15 protein-coding genes are annotated in these 15,419 nt (G+C 71.2%); 5 read left to right on the top strand and 10 right to left on the bottom strand.

Annotation, left to right across the window (positions count from 1 at the left end):
- The 3 genes from QF035_RS14750 to zapE all read right to left on the bottom strand — a co-directional run bounded on the left by QF035_RS14750 (window position 1) and on the right by zapE (window position 2,408).
- Window positions 1–591: a carbonic anhydrase gene (locus QF035_RS14750; protein ID WP_307520759.1), complete on the bottom strand. Its 591-nt coding sequence runs from the start codon at window positions 589–591 to the stop codon at window positions 1–3.
- A 155-nt stretch (window positions 592–746) separates the two neighbouring features.
- Complete coding sequence (locus tag QF035_RS14745; RefSeq protein WP_307520758.1) at window positions 747–1,121, bottom strand: hypothetical protein; 375 nt, start codon at window positions 1,119–1,121, stop codon at window positions 747–749.
- A 174-nt stretch (window positions 1,122–1,295) separates the two neighbouring features.
- Window positions 1,296–2,408 carry a cell division protein ZapE gene (zapE, locus tag QF035_RS14740; protein ID WP_307520756.1) on the bottom strand — a complete coding sequence of 371 codons (1,113 nt, stop codon included), beginning with the start codon at window positions 2,406–2,408 and terminating at the stop codon, window positions 1,296–1,298.
- A 252-nt stretch (window positions 2,409–2,660) separates the two neighbouring features.
- Here zapE and QF035_RS14735 point away from each other — a divergent pair, with 252 nt between their 5' ends.
- The 5 genes from QF035_RS14735 to QF035_RS14715 all read left to right on the top strand — a co-directional run bounded on the left by QF035_RS14735 (window position 2,661) and on the right by QF035_RS14715 (window position 7,309).
- Window positions 2,661–3,488 (top strand): pyrimidine reductase family protein, encoded by an 828-nt coding sequence (locus tag QF035_RS14735; protein WP_307520754.1) that lies wholly within the window; start codon window positions 2,661–2,663, stop codon window positions 3,486–3,488.
- A 134-nt stretch (window positions 3,489–3,622) separates the two neighbouring features.
- Window positions 3,623–4,096, top strand: coding sequence for an indole-3-glycerol phosphate synthase (locus QF035_RS14730; protein WP_190226942.1), 474 nt, complete (start codon window positions 3,623–3,625; stop codon window positions 4,094–4,096).
- A 144-nt stretch (window positions 4,097–4,240) separates the two neighbouring features.
- Window positions 4,241–5,629: a UDP-N-acetylmuramate--L-alanine ligase gene (murC, locus tag QF035_RS14725; RefSeq protein WP_307520753.1), complete on the top strand. Its 1,389-nt coding sequence runs from the start codon at window positions 4,241–4,243 to the stop codon at window positions 5,627–5,629.
- 28 nt (window positions 5,630–5,657) lie between these two features.
- Window positions 5,658–6,065: a peptide-methionine (R)-S-oxide reductase MsrB gene (msrB, locus tag QF035_RS14720; RefSeq protein WP_307520751.1), complete on the top strand. Its 408-nt coding sequence runs from the start codon at window positions 5,658–5,660 to the stop codon at window positions 6,063–6,065.
- A gap of 788 nt (window positions 6,066–6,853) precedes the next feature.
- Entirely contained in the window at window positions 6,854–7,309 is a 456-nt protein-coding gene (locus QF035_RS14715) for an RpiB/LacA/LacB family sugar-phosphate isomerase (protein WP_307520750.1), read from the top strand.
- Between the two features lie 48 nt (window positions 7,310–7,357).
- Here QF035_RS14715 and QF035_RS14710 read toward each other — a convergent pair whose 3' ends face one another.
- From QF035_RS14710 to QF035_RS14680, 7 genes are all read right to left on the bottom strand, one after another.
- Window positions 7,358–8,392: a lysylphosphatidylglycerol synthase transmembrane domain-containing protein gene (locus QF035_RS14710; RefSeq protein ID WP_307520748.1), complete on the bottom strand. Its 1,035-nt coding sequence runs from the start codon at window positions 8,390–8,392 to the stop codon at window positions 7,358–7,360.
- 670 nt (window positions 8,393–9,062) lie between these two features.
- Window positions 9,063–9,677, bottom strand: coding sequence for a GTP-binding protein (locus QF035_RS14705; protein ID WP_189841316.1), 615 nt, complete (start codon window positions 9,675–9,677; stop codon window positions 9,063–9,065).
- Window positions 9,664–10,020 (bottom strand): DUF742 domain-containing protein, encoded by a 357-nt coding sequence (locus QF035_RS14700; protein ID WP_269651803.1) that lies wholly within the window; start codon window positions 10,018–10,020, stop codon window positions 9,664–9,666. The genes QF035_RS14705 and QF035_RS14700 overlap by 14 nt, the downstream gene beginning before the upstream one ends.
- A gap of 1 nt (window position 10,021) precedes the next feature.
- Window positions 10,022–10,450 (bottom strand): roadblock/LC7 domain-containing protein, encoded by a 429-nt coding sequence (locus QF035_RS14695; RefSeq protein WP_269651805.1) that lies wholly within the window; start codon window positions 10,448–10,450, stop codon window positions 10,022–10,024.
- Window positions 10,451–10,461: 11 nt separating this feature from the next.
- Window positions 10,462–12,915: a sensor histidine kinase gene (locus QF035_RS14690; protein ID WP_307520745.1), complete on the bottom strand. Its 2,454-nt coding sequence runs from the start codon at window positions 12,913–12,915 to the stop codon at window positions 10,462–10,464.
- 294 nt (window positions 12,916–13,209) lie between these two features.
- Window positions 13,210–14,232, bottom strand: a complete 1,023-nt coding sequence (locus tag QF035_RS14685; RefSeq protein WP_307520744.1) for a substrate-binding domain-containing protein — start codon at window positions 14,230–14,232, stop codon at window positions 13,210–13,212.
- 196 nt (window positions 14,233–14,428) lie between these two features.
- Window positions 14,429–15,391 (bottom strand): ROK family protein, encoded by a 963-nt coding sequence (locus QF035_RS14680; protein WP_307531115.1) that lies wholly within the window; start codon window positions 15,389–15,391, stop codon window positions 14,429–14,431.
- Between the last annotated feature and the right edge of the window lie 28 nt (window positions 15,392–15,419).

Raw genomic sequence — 15,419 nt, 5'->3', positions numbered from 1 at the left:
TCACAGCTCCTCGAAGGAGTCGGCGTGCACGTCGTGCGCCAGGACGGAGCCGGTGTGCACCTCGTAGAACCAGCCGTGCAGCCGGAGTTGACCACTCGTCAGACGCCGTGCCACGCACGGGTAGGAGCGCAGTCGCAGGAGCTGGGTGAGTATGTGGCTCTGCACGGCCTCGGTGACGGTCGGGTCCTCGACGGCGCCTTCGGGTCGGGGAGTCGAGTGCGCGAGCCAGTCGCGTACGGCGGGTACGGCGGTCAGGTCGTCGCCGCGTACCAGCGCGCCGACGGCACCGCAGTGGGAGTGGCCGCAGACGACGATGTCCGCGACGCCGAGCACCTCGACGGCGTACTCGATGGTGGCCGCCTCGCTGGTGGGCTGCGAGGAGGTGTGCGGGGGGACGATGTTGCCCGCCGTGCGCAGTTCGAAGAGTTCACCGGGCCGGGCTCCGGTGATCAGGGCCGGGACGACCCGGGAGTCGGAGCAGGTGATGAACAGGACCTGCGGGGACTGGCCTTCGGCGAGACGGGCGAACTCCTCCGGGCGGTCCTCGGACTGCTTGCGGAAGGAGCGTGCGTGATCGATGAGGGGCTGCATGTGTCAGTTCCTCCTGGCGCGCCACAGAGCGCGTCGGTGTACAAAACGGAGCGCATGCGGGTACGGCGACATGACCCCACGTCGACGCGCTCGGCGGACGTGGCGTGTGAGGGTGGGTCAGGTCGGAGTCGCTTCGTGCCCGGTGGGGGTCGGGTTCAGCAGCGGAACACTTGAAGTGCCGCCGCGGAATGGGCTGTCGACGATCTCGTCGTACGGTGGTGCGCCGCGGGAGCGGCGATGTGCGACGGGTCGTCGTGGTAGGTCGCGGGGTCCTTGCAGAGCAGCGGACGCGCGGGCGACTGGGGGACGTGGTCCGCGACGCGGATCCGGTCACGGGTCCGCAGGGGGCCCGTCGGGCTGCCCGGGTGCAGGGCCTCGCCACAGGTGACGAACTCGGCCTTGCTCTTGGGGCCCGTGACAGGTACCGCGTGCGCGGAAGCGAACGCCGAAGCCGGCGCGGAGAGTTGCAGGGCGAGCAGGACGGCGGCGAGAACGGTGAACAGGGTCCGGGCCGTCGTACCTCGTAACATGCGCCCCCTCCCGGCCGGCTTCAGGTCAAGTGCTCTCACGTCAACATGAACGTTAACGGGTGAAGTTGTTTGCAGGGTTAACTTAACGTTTCACCCTGAAGAGAGCCTGAAGAGGGCTGAAGAGTGCCGGAAGCAGGCCGGAAACCGGCTGATGAAGGGCGGTCGGTCAGCCCTTCACGAAGCCTTTCGTGTTCCGACCAGGTCCTTCGCGTCCCGTGCCAGCGCCGTGAGCCGGGAGATCGCGCGGAAGTACTTCTTGCGGTAGCCGCCGTTCAGCATCTCCTCGCTGAACAGCCGGTCGAAGGGCATCCCCGAGGCGAGTACCGGCACCTCGCGGTCGTACAGGCGGTCGGCGAGGACGACGAGCCGCAGCGCGGTCGACTGGTCCGGGACCGGCTGGACGTCCGTGAGGCAGACCGCCGTGATCCCGTCGGTCAGCGCGCCGTACCGGCTGGGGTGGACCCGGGCCAGGTGGTCGAGCAGATGCGGGAAGTCGTCGAGCGAGGCCCCCGGCGTGGCGTACGCGGCCTTCGTGACCTGCTCGTCGGAGTACGGGTCCGGGGCCTCGGGCAGCCCGCGGTGGCGGTAGTCCTCGCCGTCGATGCGCAGCGACCGGAAGTGTGCCGACAGGCCCTGGATCTCGCGCAGGAAGTCGACCGAGGCGAACCGGCCCTCGCCGAGCTTGCCCGGCAGCGTGTTGGAGGTCGCGGCGAGCGCCACCCCCGCCTCGACCAGCCGGGCGAGCAGGCTGGACACGAGGACGGTGTCGCCGGGGTCGTCGAGCTCGAACTCGTCGATGCAGAGCAGCCGGTGGCCGCTCAGCGTCTGCACGGTCTGCTGGAAGCCGAGGGCGCCGACCAGGTTCGTCAGCTCCACGAACGTGCCGAAGGCCTTCAGGGAGGGCTCGGCGGGGGTCGCGTGCCAGAGGGAGGCGAGCAGGTGTGTCTTGCCGACGCCGTAACCACCGTCGAGGTAGACACCGCGGGGGCCCGCCGGCGTCTTCGCGGCTTTCTTGCCGAAGCCGAGGAAGCCCCGCTTGCCGGAGCCGGTGGCCTGCGCCCCGCCGAGCCCCGCCGCGAAGGCGTCCAGCACGTGGACGGCCTCGGTCTGGCTGGGCTGGTTCGGGTCCGGAATGTACGTATCGAAGCGGACCGAGTCGAACCGGGGCGGCGGCACCATCTCGGCGACCAGCCGATCCGCGGGAACGCGCGGCTCACGGGCGCAGAGGGACGACGGGGCCGCGTCGGCTATGGAACCGAGACCGGAGGCGCTGGTGGAGGTTGACACGGTTCCCCACTGTAGGGCCTGTCGTCAAAGGTGGCGTCGTCCGCCCGGAGGGCGGGCCTCGCGGCACCCGGTGCGTGCGATCGCAAGGCGCCGGAGTGTCCTCGATGGGGGTCCCCCCCGGTCGAGCGAAGTCGAGAGTGGGGGAGGAGCTACTAGGGCATTTCGGCAACGCGGCGAGCGTGCGTGCCATGCGCCGCGAGGCAGACGCCACCTTTGACGACAGGCCCTGAGGGCCGTGCCAGACTGCAGGACATGCGACGCCTGTTCCCTGTGACCGACGAGACAGCAGCCCGGGACTCGGGTGGGGGCCCCGGTACGGCCGGTCGGGCCGGTGCGGAGGGGACCGACCGGGAGTGGGGGCTGGAGGAGCTGGCGGCGGCGTACGCCTATCCGTCCGGCTCCGGTCCCGCGGGGCCGGAGCCGTGGCTGCGGGCCAACATGGTGTCCACGCTCGACGGGGCCGCCCAGCACGACGGGCGTTCGCAGCCCATTTCCAGCGCCGCCGACATGCGGATCTTCGGCACGTTGCGGGCGCTCGCGGACGTTGTGGTGGTCGGTGCGGAAACGGTCCGCCAGGAGGGTTACCGCCCGGCACGCGCCCGGGAGGACTTCGCGGCGCTCCGGGAGGCGGCGGGGCAGGGCCCGGCCCCGGCGATCGCGGTGGTCAGCGCGAGCCTGGACCTGGACTTCTCGCTGCCGCTCTTCACCTCGCCCCTGGTCCCCACGCTCGTGCTCACGGGCGCCGCGGCCGCCCCCGACCGGATCGCCGCCGCCGAGAAGGCCGGCGCGCAGGTCGTGATCGCCGGGGACGGCATGGGCGTGGACCCCGCCCGGGCTGTACGCGCGCTCGCCGACCTGGGCCTGTACCGGCTCCTGACCGAGGGCGGGCCCCGGCTGCTCGGCCAGCTGGTCGCGGCCGGGGTACTCGACGAGCTCTGTCTGACGGTGTCCCCGATGCTCACCGCGGGCGACGCCCAACGCATCGCCGGCGGCCCTCCGGTGGCCGTGCCGAGGCGGTTCGAGCTGACGTCTCTGCTGGAGGAGGCCGGGTTCCTGTTCAGCCGTTACCGTCGGACCTGACCAAATAGACGGAATCATCCGTTCCGTTTGACTTTCGCTGGGCACACTAAATCTCGCAGTACCCGTGCGGTTACGGGGCAGGATGGTTTCCGCAGGGGCCTACGGACGGCCCACGGATGAGAAGGGCGCCTGTCGTGTTCACAAGCGTACTGATGATCGAGAAGGCCCTGACGTCCGCGGACGTGGAGTTCGTCACCAGTTTGCACGGTGACGAGGACGTCGCCTTCCATGTGCTGCTCCAGCCCCGCGGCGACCAGGCCGACCGGTTGCTGCGGGCCATCGACGACGTGGCGCTCGGCGAGCTGGACGAAGCGGCGCGCGAGAACGAGACGCCCGAGGGCGAGGAGGCCGTCGGCCAGGGGCAGAAGGCCCTGGAGGTGTCGCTGGTGGCGCTGCGGGCGGCGGGGAGCGCGGCGGAGGGGCGGCTGATCGAGGACCACCCGCTGGATGCGCTGAAGGGCCTCGTGGACGAGATCGACGCGGACGAGGTCATCGTGCTGACCGATCCCCATTACGTGGAGGAGTTCTTCCACCGGGACTGGGCCTCGCGGGCTCGGCACAAGGTGGGGGTGCCGGTGCTGAAGCTGTTCTCGCACAGTAAGTCGTGAGTGGGGCTGTGGGGGTCTGAGTTTCGGCTGCGGGTGCGTGGGGGCTGGTCGCGCAGTTCCCCGCGCCCCTGAGGGGGCGCGGGTCGCCGCAGCTAATAGGCTGGGCGCGCTCACCGTCCTACCCGAGTCCTGGGAGTAACACGTATGGCACCCGGTCTTCCCACCGCCATGGACCGACCGCACTTCATCGGCATCGGCGGTGCCGGGATGTCGGGGATCGCGAAGATTCTCGCGCAGCGCGGGGCGAAGGTCGCGGGCAGTGACGCGAAGGAGTCCGCGACCGCGGAGGCCCTGCGCGCGCTGGGGGCGACGGTGCACATCGGCCACGCGGCCGGGCACCTCGCCGACGACGCGACCTGCGTGGTCGTGTCGTCCGCGATCCGCGCCGACAACCCGGAGCTGGCCCGCGCGGCCGAGCTGGGCATCCCGGTCGTCCACCGCTCGGACGCCCTCGCCCGTCTGATGGACGGCCTGCGGCCGATCGCGGTCGCGGGCACCCACGGCAAGACGACCACGACGTCGATGCTGGCGGTGTCCCTGGCGACGCTGGGCCTGAACCCGTCGTACGCGATCGGCGGCGACCTCGACGCCCCCGGCTCCAACGCCCTGCACGGCGAGGGCGAGATCTTCGTCGCCGAGGCCGACGAGTCGGACCGCAGCTTCCACAAGTACGCGCCCGAGGTGGCGATCGTGCTGAACGTGGAGCTGGACCACCACGCCAACTACGCGTCGATGGACGAGATCTACGAGTCCTTCGAGACGTTCGCCGACAAGATCGTGCCCGGCGGCACCCTGGTGATCACCGCGGACCACGAGGGCGCGCGCGAACTGATCCGGCGGCTGTCGGACGACGTCAGGGTGGTGACGTACGGCGAGTCCGAGGACGCGGACGTACGTGTCCTGTCCGTGGTCGCCCAGGGACTGAAGAGCGAGGTGACCGTCGAGCTGGACGGCTCGCCGCTCACCTTCACGGTCTCGGTCCCGGGCCGCCACTACGCGCACAACGCGGTGGCGGCGCTGGCGGCGGGCGCGGCCCTTGGCATCCCGGCGGCGGAGCTGGCCCCGGCCATCGCCTCGTACACGGGCGTGAAGCGGCGGCTCCAGCTGAAGGGCGAGGCGGCGGGCGTGCAGGTCATCGACTCGTACGCGCACCACCCGACGGAGATGACCGCGGACCTGGAGGCGATGCGGGCGGCCGCCGGCGACGCGCGCATCCTGGTCGTCTTCCAGCCGCACCTGTTCTCCCGCACCCAGGAGCTGGGGAAGGAGATGGGCGAGTCCCTGGCCCTGGCGGACGCCTCGGTCGTGCTGGACATCTACCCGGCCCGCGAGGACCCGATCCCGGGCGTCACGAGCGAGCTGATCATCGAGGCGGCCCGGGCGGCGGGCGCGGACGTGACGCCGGCGAAGGACAAGGCGGACGTGCCCGCGGTCGTGGCGGGAATGGCGAAGCCCGGTGATCTCGTTCTCACCATGGGCGCGGGTGACGTGACGGACCTCGGACCCGAGATCCTGACCCGCCTGTCGAAGTAGCCGTACCTGTAGTGAGGGGTTGAGCTTCATGTCGTACGACATCGAAAAGCCGGACGAGCAGTGGCGCGCGGAGCTGAACCCGGCCGAGTACGCGGTCCTGCGCAAGGCCGGCACCGAGCCGGCGTTCACCGGCGAGTACACCGACACCAAGACGAAGGGCGTGTACTCCTGTCGCGCCTGCGGCGCCGAACTCTTCACCTCCACCGAGAAGTTCGAGTCGCACTGCGGCTGGCCCTCCTTCTACGACCCGAAGGAGTCCGACGCGGTCGAGCTGATCGCGGACCGGTCGCACGGCATGGTGCGCACGGAGGTACGGTGCGCCCGCTGCGGCTCGCACCTCGGGCACGTGTTCGAGGGTGAGGGGTATCCGACCCCGACCGACCAGCGGTACTGCATCAACAGCGTCTCGTTGCGGCTGACGCCGGACGAGGGCTGAGGCGGCAGGCCCGCCGACTGCTGACGACCGGGGGCGCCTGAGGAGGCGCCCCCGGTCGTGTCTGCGCGGGTCGGACGAGGAGTCAGGGGCCGGTGTGGATGTGGGAGGCCCAGTCGTGGGGCTGGTAGCCCTTTTTGGTGTCTCGGAGGCGCCGGATTGCCGCGTGGACGGCGCGGGCCGGTTCCGTGCCGCTATCGGCCACCGAACGGGGTTCGGACACCAGGACTCAGCTCGGCAGGTCCTGCGTGACGTCGCGTGTACACGCACCCGGACCATGACGACAGTGCTGCGGGAACCGGTGCGACACGGCGGCTGTGTCGAGGTCGGCGACGAGGACGGCACCGTGTGGGCGGTCCGACGGCAGGGTGAGGAGCCGGAGTGACAGGTGTCCCACTTGACGCCGAGGCACTGTTCGACGAGCTGTTCCGCGTGTGGCATCGACGGCTGTTGGCCCAGGCACTCATGGTCTCCGGCGGACCGAGGGCGCCGGCTGACGACGCCGGTCCAAGAAGCGTTCCTGTTGTGCCGGGAACTGATGCACGCCATCCATCTCGAGCCCGTTCGCAACTGGCCGGCATGGCTGCGGACCACGACGGTGCATGAAGTGCTGCGGCTGAAACGAAAGGCAGAGCCGGTGGGCTTCGACCCGGAAGTGCACCGGCTCGTGCACGTCGTGCCGGAACCGGGTGGCTCGGTCTTGGATCGGGAGGGGATCCGGCGCACTCTTCCGCTTGTTCGTGTGCGTCGTCGAAGCCCCCTGCCGCCCGGCCGCTGAGTAGGCTTCGGACATGCGGATCTCCGTCTCCTCCGACATGGACGAACCCGTCGCCCGTGCCCTGCTCGAAGAGTTGCGCGGGCGTGGTCACGAGGTGCTGGCGTACGGGGCGTTGAGTCCCGGGGACGATCCGCAGTGGGCGGTGTGTTCGGAGACGGCGGCCCGTCAGGTCGCCGCCGGGGACGCGGACCAGGCGGTCGTGTGCTGCTGGACCGGTACCGGCGCGTCGATCGCCGCGAACAAGGTGCCCGGGGTGCGGGCCGCGCTGTGCACGGACGCGTACACCGCCCAGGGCGCACGGCGGTGGAACGACGCCAATGTGCTGGCGCTCAGTCTGCGCCTGACGTCCGAGCCGCTGCTCAAGGAGATCCTCGACGCGTGGTTCGCCGCGGAGGCCAGTGAGGACGCCGAGGACCGGGGGAACGTGGCCCACGTCGGGCGGCTCGATCTCGGAAGAGGCGAGTCGTAACCTCCTGTGGTCCAGTAGCCCTTGGCGGGGCCCGTCCTAGGGTGTGGCTCACAGCACCTTGCGGTGGACCAGGATCGACAGGACCAGCGCGCCCGGCAGCAGGGGTACCCAGACCGTCAGGACGCGGTAGCCGATGACGGTCGCCGCGGCGATGCCGACCGGTGCGCCGAACGCGACCATCGTGAACACCAGTGCCGCGTCGACCGGCCCGATGCCGCCCGGCGCGGGCACGGCTCCGACGGCCGTGCTGGCGAGGAGCAGCGCGAGGATCACCTGCGCCCAGGACAGCGGCAGCCCGAGCGAGAACCCGACCGTGGCGATCACGCTCCCCTGGAGCAGCGGGGTCGCGGCCGAACCGCCCCAGAGGGCGAGGATCCGGGCCGGCCTGGTGTGCAGCACCCGGACGTCGGTCAGCGCGGTGCGTACGCAGTCGAGGGCCGGGCGGCGCAGCGGACGTACGGTGGTCACCAGCAGCGCGGCCGAGCCGAACCCGAGGGTCACGGCACCGGCGACCAGGAGCATGGTCCGTTCGTCCGGGACGAGTTCACCGAGGTGCAGCAACTCCGGGAAGGCCACCATGAAGACCAGCAGCACCAGCGTCTTCGCGATCGGCTTGACCAGTGAGTACAGGGCGAGCGAGGCGGTGGCCCTGGCCAGGGGGATGCCGCGGCCCTGCAGGAAGCGCAGGGTGACGGCGTGGGCGCCGATGCTCGCCGGGAGTACGTGGTTCGCGGTACCCGCGGCGACCTGGGAGGCCAGCAGGAGTCCCGGCGGCAGCCGGTCAGGTATGGCGCCCTGCCGCACACACGCGGCGGCCACCCAGCCCAGGCAGGTGAACAGGGCCGCTGCCAGCAGCCACCAGGGATCGGCGGAGGCCAGCCGGGCGGCGCCGTCACGGACGGCATGCCGGTCGAGCACCGCCCACGCCCCGATGAGGAGGAGCGGGAGCAGGCTCAGCGTCCAGCGGGTCAGGCGCGCGGCGACGGAGAAGCGGGAACGGGAAGGGGAAGGTGCAGCGGACGGGGACGGGGAGGGCGTGGGGAGCGCCCGGGGGACGGTGGTGTCGAGCGGCAGCAGGGACACGGCGCACGTCGTCCTTCCGCGTCACGCCCGCGCGGGGAGCGGGGCGGACGGATACAAGGCGAGGCAGGAGGGGACGACCGAAACGTGCCCGCTCGGTGTGACGCGACGGTGTCCGGGAGCGGAAGGGGCGCGGGCGGGCGGGCGACGCGGGTCACCCCGCACGGAGTACGGGGTGTGCGGAGTGCGGAGTGCGGAGTACGGACCGTGCGGAAGGTGCGCCGTGCGGAGTGGGCGGGGGCGGCCTGGGGAGTGCGGCCCGGTCACTGGTTCCGGCGCTCGTCCATTCCCGCCGTGACGGCCTGGTGGCTGCGGCGCACGTGTTCGCGCATCACGCGCTCCGCGCCGGCGTGGCGGGGCATCCTGAGGGGGCATCAGGCCGGGCGGGGCGGCGACCGGGTTCCGGTGCGGCCCCGGTGCGGCGCCACTCAGTCCACTTCAGCCCGGTCGCCCTAGTCAACTCGGCCCAGCCGATCAGCGATCCCAGCGGGATCAGCCATCCCTGCCGGACCGGCCGTTCCTGCCGGATCAGCCATCCCTGCCGGACCGGCCGTTCCTGCCGGATCAGCCATCCCTGCCGGACCGGCCGTTCCCGCCGGACCAGCCACCCCAGTCAGCCCCGCCACCAGTCAGCCCCGCCGAGCCAGGACCCGGCCGGTCCCTTCGAAGGCGCTCACACCCGCCCGCTGGGCCGTCCGCTTCCGTTGCTCTGCGCCGACGTGGCTATCAACTGGTCTATCAGCGCTATCAATACGTCCCGGCACGACTCCCGGTCGCGGGCGTCGCAGAGCAGTACGTGGGTGTGTTCCGGCAGGGCCAGGGCGTCCCGGATCTCGTCCGCGGCGTACGGATGCTCGCCGTGGAAGCCGTTGACGCCGACGACGAACGGGATGTCGCGCCGCTCGAAGAAGTCGATGGCGGCGAAGCTGGACTCCGGGCGGCGGACGTCGACGAGGACGACGGCGCCCAGGGCACCGATGGCCAGGTCGTTCCACATGAACCAGAACCGCTGCTGCCCCGGCGTGCCGAAGAGATACAGCACGAGTTCCTGGCTGAGCGTGATCCGGCCGAAGTCCAGGGCCACCGTCGTGGCGTGCTTCTCCGGGATGCCGTTGAGGTCGTCGACGCCCAGGCCGGCCGAGGTCAGCGGTTCCTCGGTGCGCAGCGGCACGATCTCGCTGACCGCGCCGACCATGGTGGTCTTGCCGACGCCGAATCCCCCGGCGATCAGGATCTTGACCGTGTCGGGTGCTGAGGTCCCCTGGATGACGGGGTCAGAGCCGGCCAAGGCCGTCCCTCACTTTCTGCAGCAGGTCCATGTCCGAGGTTCGGGAGATCTGGCGTGGGGCGTGGGCGACGATCCGGCCCGCCTCCAGCAGGTCGCAGAGCATGATGCACACCACGCTGACCGGCAGGTCGAGCTGGGCGGCGAGCTCCGCGACCACGACCGGCTTCGCGCACAGTCGCAGGATCCGGGCGTGCTCGGGCTGCGGCCGCGCGGCCCGGTCGGGCGGCGGGTCCACCGTGGTGACCGACGTGATGAGGGTGAAGTCGGTGCGGCTGGGCCGGGTACGGCCGCCGGTCAGCGTGAACGGCCGCACCAGACGGCCGCCCGCGTCGCCTCCGTTCACTTCACTCGCCGTTGTCGATGACGGCGACGCCCGCCCGCGGTGCCGCGCTGAGGTGCTCGCCGATCTTCTTCACCAGCATGTTCATCTGGTACGCGACCACTCCCACATCCGCACCCTGGCTGGTGAGCACGGCCAGATGGGCGCCCGGCCCGGCCGTGCTGAGTATCAGGTAACTGTTGGCCATCTCGATGAGCGCCTGCCGCACGGGTCCGCCGCGGAAGTCCATGCTGACGCCCTTGCTGAGGCTCATCAGCCCGGACGCGGTCGCCGCAAGACGCTCGGCGTCATCACGTAGGAACCCCGTGGACCTGCTGACGACCAGTCCGTCCTCGGAGAGCACGACGGCGTGGTTCACCTCGGCGACCCGGTCCACCAGTCCGGTGAGCAGCTGGTCGAGCTGGCTGTGCGTGGCGGGGATGGGGCGTGTCATTTCTCTGTCCTTCATGAGCGGTCTGCGGGCGGAGTCGAGGTGACGGATGCGCCTTCGGGTGCTGGTTCTTCCCCTTGGTCGTACGCCGTATCCGTGTCGTTGTCACGCGCCTGGAGCGTTCCGCGCTGGAAACCGGAGAGGGAGGAGGCCGCGCGCTCCGCGGTGAAGTCGGCGAAGGGGTCGTCGGCCTCGGCGGACGCGACCGGCGGCGCGTCCTCCCGCAACTCGGCGGCCAGGCTGGTCTGCGGCACCCGGCGCGGCAGCGGGGCGATGCCGCCGGAACCCGCCGCGGCCGAACCGGAGCGGGCCGCACCGGCGGCGACCCGTGTCTCGGCCGCCTGGGGCGTCCGCGTCCGGGCGACGGGCTGCGCCTCCCGCGAGCGCTCGTGGGTCTGCCGGTCCGCCGAACCCTTCGCGGCGACGCCCACCGGCTCCGCGACCGGCTCACCGGCCGGTTCCCCGCCCTGCTCCCGGGCGGCCGGCAGGGCCCCGTTCGCGTTCTCCGCGTCCGCGGAGGGTGGTTCGAATTCGAGGGGCTCGCGCACCACGATCTCGTGCGGGATCAGCACGATCGCGGTGGTGCCCCCGTACGGCGAGGACCGCAGTGTGACGGTGATGCCGTGCCGGGTGGCGAGCCGGGCGATCACGAACATGCCGAGCCGCAGGTCGTCGGCGAGCGCCACCACGTCGAACTGCGGGGACACCGCCAACTGGGTGTTGAACGAGGCGTAGTCCTCGTCGGACATGCCGAGACCGCGGTCCTCGATCTCGACGGCCAGCCCCTTGGCGACCATTCCGGCCCGCACCCCGACCGGGCTGGGCGCGGGGGAGTACGCGGTCGCGTTGTCGATGAGTTCGGCCAGCAGGTGGATGACGTCCGCCACCGCCGGAGGGGTCAGGAACACCTCCTCGTCGGTGTTCACCTCCACCCGCTGGTACTCGGCGACCTCACCGACGGCGCTGCGCAGGATGTCGATCAGCGCGACCGGTTCGGTCCAGCTGCGCCGCGGCTGCTCGCCGCTGATGATGACGAGGTTCTCCTCGTAGCGGCGCAACTGGCTCGCGGTGGAGTCCAGTTCGTACAGGCCCTTGAGGATGTCCGGGTCCTGGTGCTGCCGCTCCAGCGCGTCGAGCTTGGTGAGCTGGAGGTTGACCAGGTTCTGGCTCTGCCGGGCGATGCCCAGGATGACCTTCTGGAAGCCGCGCCTGGTGTCGGCGAGTTCGACCGCCGTGTGGACCGCCGTGCGCTGCGCGGCGTTGAACGCCTGGGCCACCTGCCCGAGTTCGTCCCGGCCGTAGTCCAGCGGGGGCGTGGCCGACTCCACGTCGACCTTCTCGCCGCGGTTGAGCCGTGCCACCACGTCGGGCAGCCGCTCCTCGGCCAGGCTGAGGGTGGCGATACGCAGTCCGCGCAGCCGCCGGGAGAGGGAGCGGGTGATCCGCCAGGACATCAGGACGCACACCAGCAGGGCGACGAAGCCGCCGGTGCTCAGCGCGGCCGCCTTGATCAGCAGGTCCTCGGCCCTGTCGTCACTGCGTTCCAGCAGCGCCGCCGTCTCCTGGCGGATCAGGGCGGTGTACTGGTCCCCGAGTTTGTCGAACGCGGGGCTCCACCGCTTCTGCGCGTCCGGCAGGGTGATCTTCCGGCCGTCCGTGAGGCCCTTCGCCCGGGCCGCGACGACCTGGTCCTCGACACCCTCCAGGGCCTTCCACTCCGGGCCCTGGAGGATCCGCTCGGTCTGCGCCTTCACCGAGCCGCGCAGCGAGGGCACCAACTGGTCCTCGACGAGCCAGCGCTTGGTGTTGACCAGCTGGACGTAGTGGTTCCACGCCTTCTCGTCGAGCTTCCCGGACGGCCAGGCCAGGTGCAGCTGGGCGTCCTCCTGGGAGACCAGCTCGGCCGAGTGCTCCAGGGCGACGAGCGGGCCGGCCTGCGAGGTGAGTTCGCCGTCGTCGACCTGGGAGAGCTCCTGGAAGGCGTGGATCTGGTCGTCGATGATCGAGGTGTACTGGTCCAGCGCCTGGTCGGGAGTGATGTCGGTGGGGTTGTCCACCTGGCCCCGGTAGTACTCCAGGCTGCCCACCGACGCGATGACCGAGTACATCCGGTCGCTGATCCGCTCGGGGGCCTTCTGGATCGCGTCGGACTGGCCGACGAGGGTCGCGACCGCCTTGTCGGTACGGGCCCGCTGCTCGTCCAGGGCGGTACGCGAACTGCCGGGCCTGGCCAGCAGTACGGCCGACAGACTGCGCTCCCGCTGCAGCGCGAGCGTCGCCTCGGTGCCCATGGCCCCGGTCGACTTGCTGAGCTCCGTCTGGTCCCGCAGCCGCAGCCCCTCCGAGAACATCTGGATCGTCGTCACGCCCCACATGGCGGCGAGGGTGACGCTGGGAACCAGAGCCAGCAGGATCAGTGAGAGACGTATGGAGCCGAGACGGCGGCGGGAGCCTGTCCGTGGAGACATCGTCGTCCTAGAGCGATCAGCGGTGAGCGGAAGGGGTCTTGGCGGAAGCCGGGTGGTCAGCAGGGGTGAGAGAGGGGACAAGGGCGGCGGGTGACCGCGTGTCCGGAACAGCACAGGGGATGCGCAGGATGCTATCCGTACCAGTGACCGTACGCACGGTGAGTACCCCAAACCTTGGCGACGCTGTTACCTGACGACGCGGGATCGGCCGGTCCCGCACACCGGATCAGCCGGTCCCGCACGGCGGTTCGACGGGTCCGGCACCGCCGTTCGGCCGGTCGGCCACGGGGTGTTTCACCGCGTTCCGTTGGTCGCGAACTTCGAGACCGCGGCGACGTTCTGCTTGGTGACGAAGGCCGGTCCGGTGAGCACGGGCTCCTCGCCGCCGCCGCTGAAGTTGCCGTTGGTCCTGTACAGCCAGAACGCGTCCACGGCGAGGTAGCCCTGCAGATAGGGCTGTTGGTCCACGGCGAACTGCACGTCCCCGCTCTGCACGGCCTTCACCAGGTCCTTGTTGAGGTCGAAGGTGGCGACCTCGGCCTTGCTGCCCGCCTCCTTCACCGACTTCACCGCCGCGAGCGCGAATTCCGCGCCGTTCATGACGACTTCGTCGATGGTCCGGTCCTGTCGCAGGGCGGCCGCGACGGAGTCGGTCACCGCGTCCATGTCGGTGCCGTCCACGTAGTGCATCTCGGTCCGGCCGGCGAACGTCTTCTTCACCCCGGCGCAGCGGGCCTCCACGGCGACGTTGCCCCGCTCGTGGATGACGCACAGGGCGTGTTTGGCGCGCAGGGCGTCCAGCTTGTCGCCGACCGCCTGGCCCGCGACGCTCTCGTTCTGGCCGAAGTACTGCAGCAGGCCGCCGGACTTCCAGGCGTCGATACCGGAGTTGAGGCCGACCACGGGGATGCCGGCCGCCCTGGCCGCGGCGACCGCGCTCCTCATGGCCTCCGGCTTGGCCAGGGTCAGGGCTATGCCGTCGACCCGGTCGGCGACCGCGTCCCGCACCAGGTCGGCCTGGCCCTTGGAGTCGGGGTTGCTCTCGTACGTCAGGTCGATGCCGTCCTTGGCGGCGGCCGCCTGCGCGCCCTTTTTCACCAGCTCCCAGAAGGCGTCGTCGGGGGCGCCGTGGGTGATCAGGGCGACCTTGATCCCGCCTGCGCTCGCCTTGCCCGCCGCGTCGGCGTCCGAGCCCGCGTCCGAACCTCCGGAACCGGAACAGCCGGACGCGAGCAGACAGACGGCCGCGACGGCGGCGGCCACAGCGGTGCCGCGTGCGGATCCTGCGGGGACGGGACCTGAGGGAGTCGTGTTCATGGGGGGTATGGCACCTCGCTGTGCGGCCGGGCAAGCGGAAGGGGAGCGTGAAGTCGGTGTGACCGTCGGCGGATCAGGTGTGCCGACTGTCGGACTTTTGCTGGCCGGAGCCAATCGTGTGTGACGCCTGGTAGTCAAGTGAGCGCCCAGATGGCCGGAGTTGTCTTTTTTGATCTTGAGGTGGAGTGAGAAGCGGTCAACCACTCTTGAAAGTGGCCGAGTTGGTGCCTTCGGAGAGGGGCCGGAGCGGAGTGAGCGGTTCCCTGGATTCCGTACGGGCGCGGGAGGCGGCCCCGACCGCCACGGCCGCGGTGCCGAGCCCGGCCCGTACGACCCGGAGCGGATGGCCGCTGACGGGAGGTTCGGCGGTGAGCGCGGCCCGGATCGACGGCTCCAGGAGCGTCCAGGCGCCGCCGACCCCGCCGCCGATCACGAAGGTCGTGACGTCCAGCATGCCCGCGGTGATCAGGATCGCTCGGGCGACCGCGGCGCCGGCGGCCTCGTACACGGCGAGCGCGTCCGGGTCGCCGCGGCCCGCCGCCTCGGCGACGGCGCGGGCGCTGCGGTCGAGCCCGGTCCGTTCGCCGTACCGCGCGGCGATGGACCGGCCGGAGGCCAGGGTCTCCAGATGGCCGCGGCCGCCGCAGGTGCACGGGAGGTCCCCGAAGCCCGGGATGTGGCCCGTCTCGCCCGCCGCGCCGTTCGGTCCCTCGTACAGCGCCCCGTCCAGCCACAGCGCGCCGCCGACCCCCGTGCCGAGCGTCATGCCGAGGACGTGCCGCTCGCCCGCGACGGCGCCCCGGGCCACCTCGCCGCGCAGGAACGCGTTGACGTCGTTGTCGAGGAAGACCGGAACGCCGAGCGCGGCCTCCATGGTCGCCGTCACCTCGAAGCCGGCCCAGGCGTGGAAGGAGTCGCTGGCCACGAGGACGCGTCCGGCGCGGGCGTCGACCAGACCCGCCGCGCCCACCCCGACGGCGCGCAGCCGGGCCGGTGCGCGCGCCAGGAGCAGGCCCAGGGCGTCGAGCGCGGCGCCGACCATCGCCGTGCCGCCCTCCGCGGCCGGGGTGGGCACCTCGTGGCTGTCCACGACGTCGAGTTCGGGTGTGCAGAGCACGACCTGCGTGGTCGTGCCGCCGATGTCGACACCGGCGAACACCTCGGGGGCGGGGGGAGAGCCGGGGGCG

The sequence above is a fragment of the Streptomyces umbrinus genome (assembly GCF_030817415.1).
Lineage (GTDB): Bacteria > Actinomycetota > Actinomycetes > Streptomycetales > Streptomycetaceae > Streptomyces > Streptomyces umbrinus_A.
This window is presented reverse-complemented; position numbering and strand designations above follow the sequence as displayed.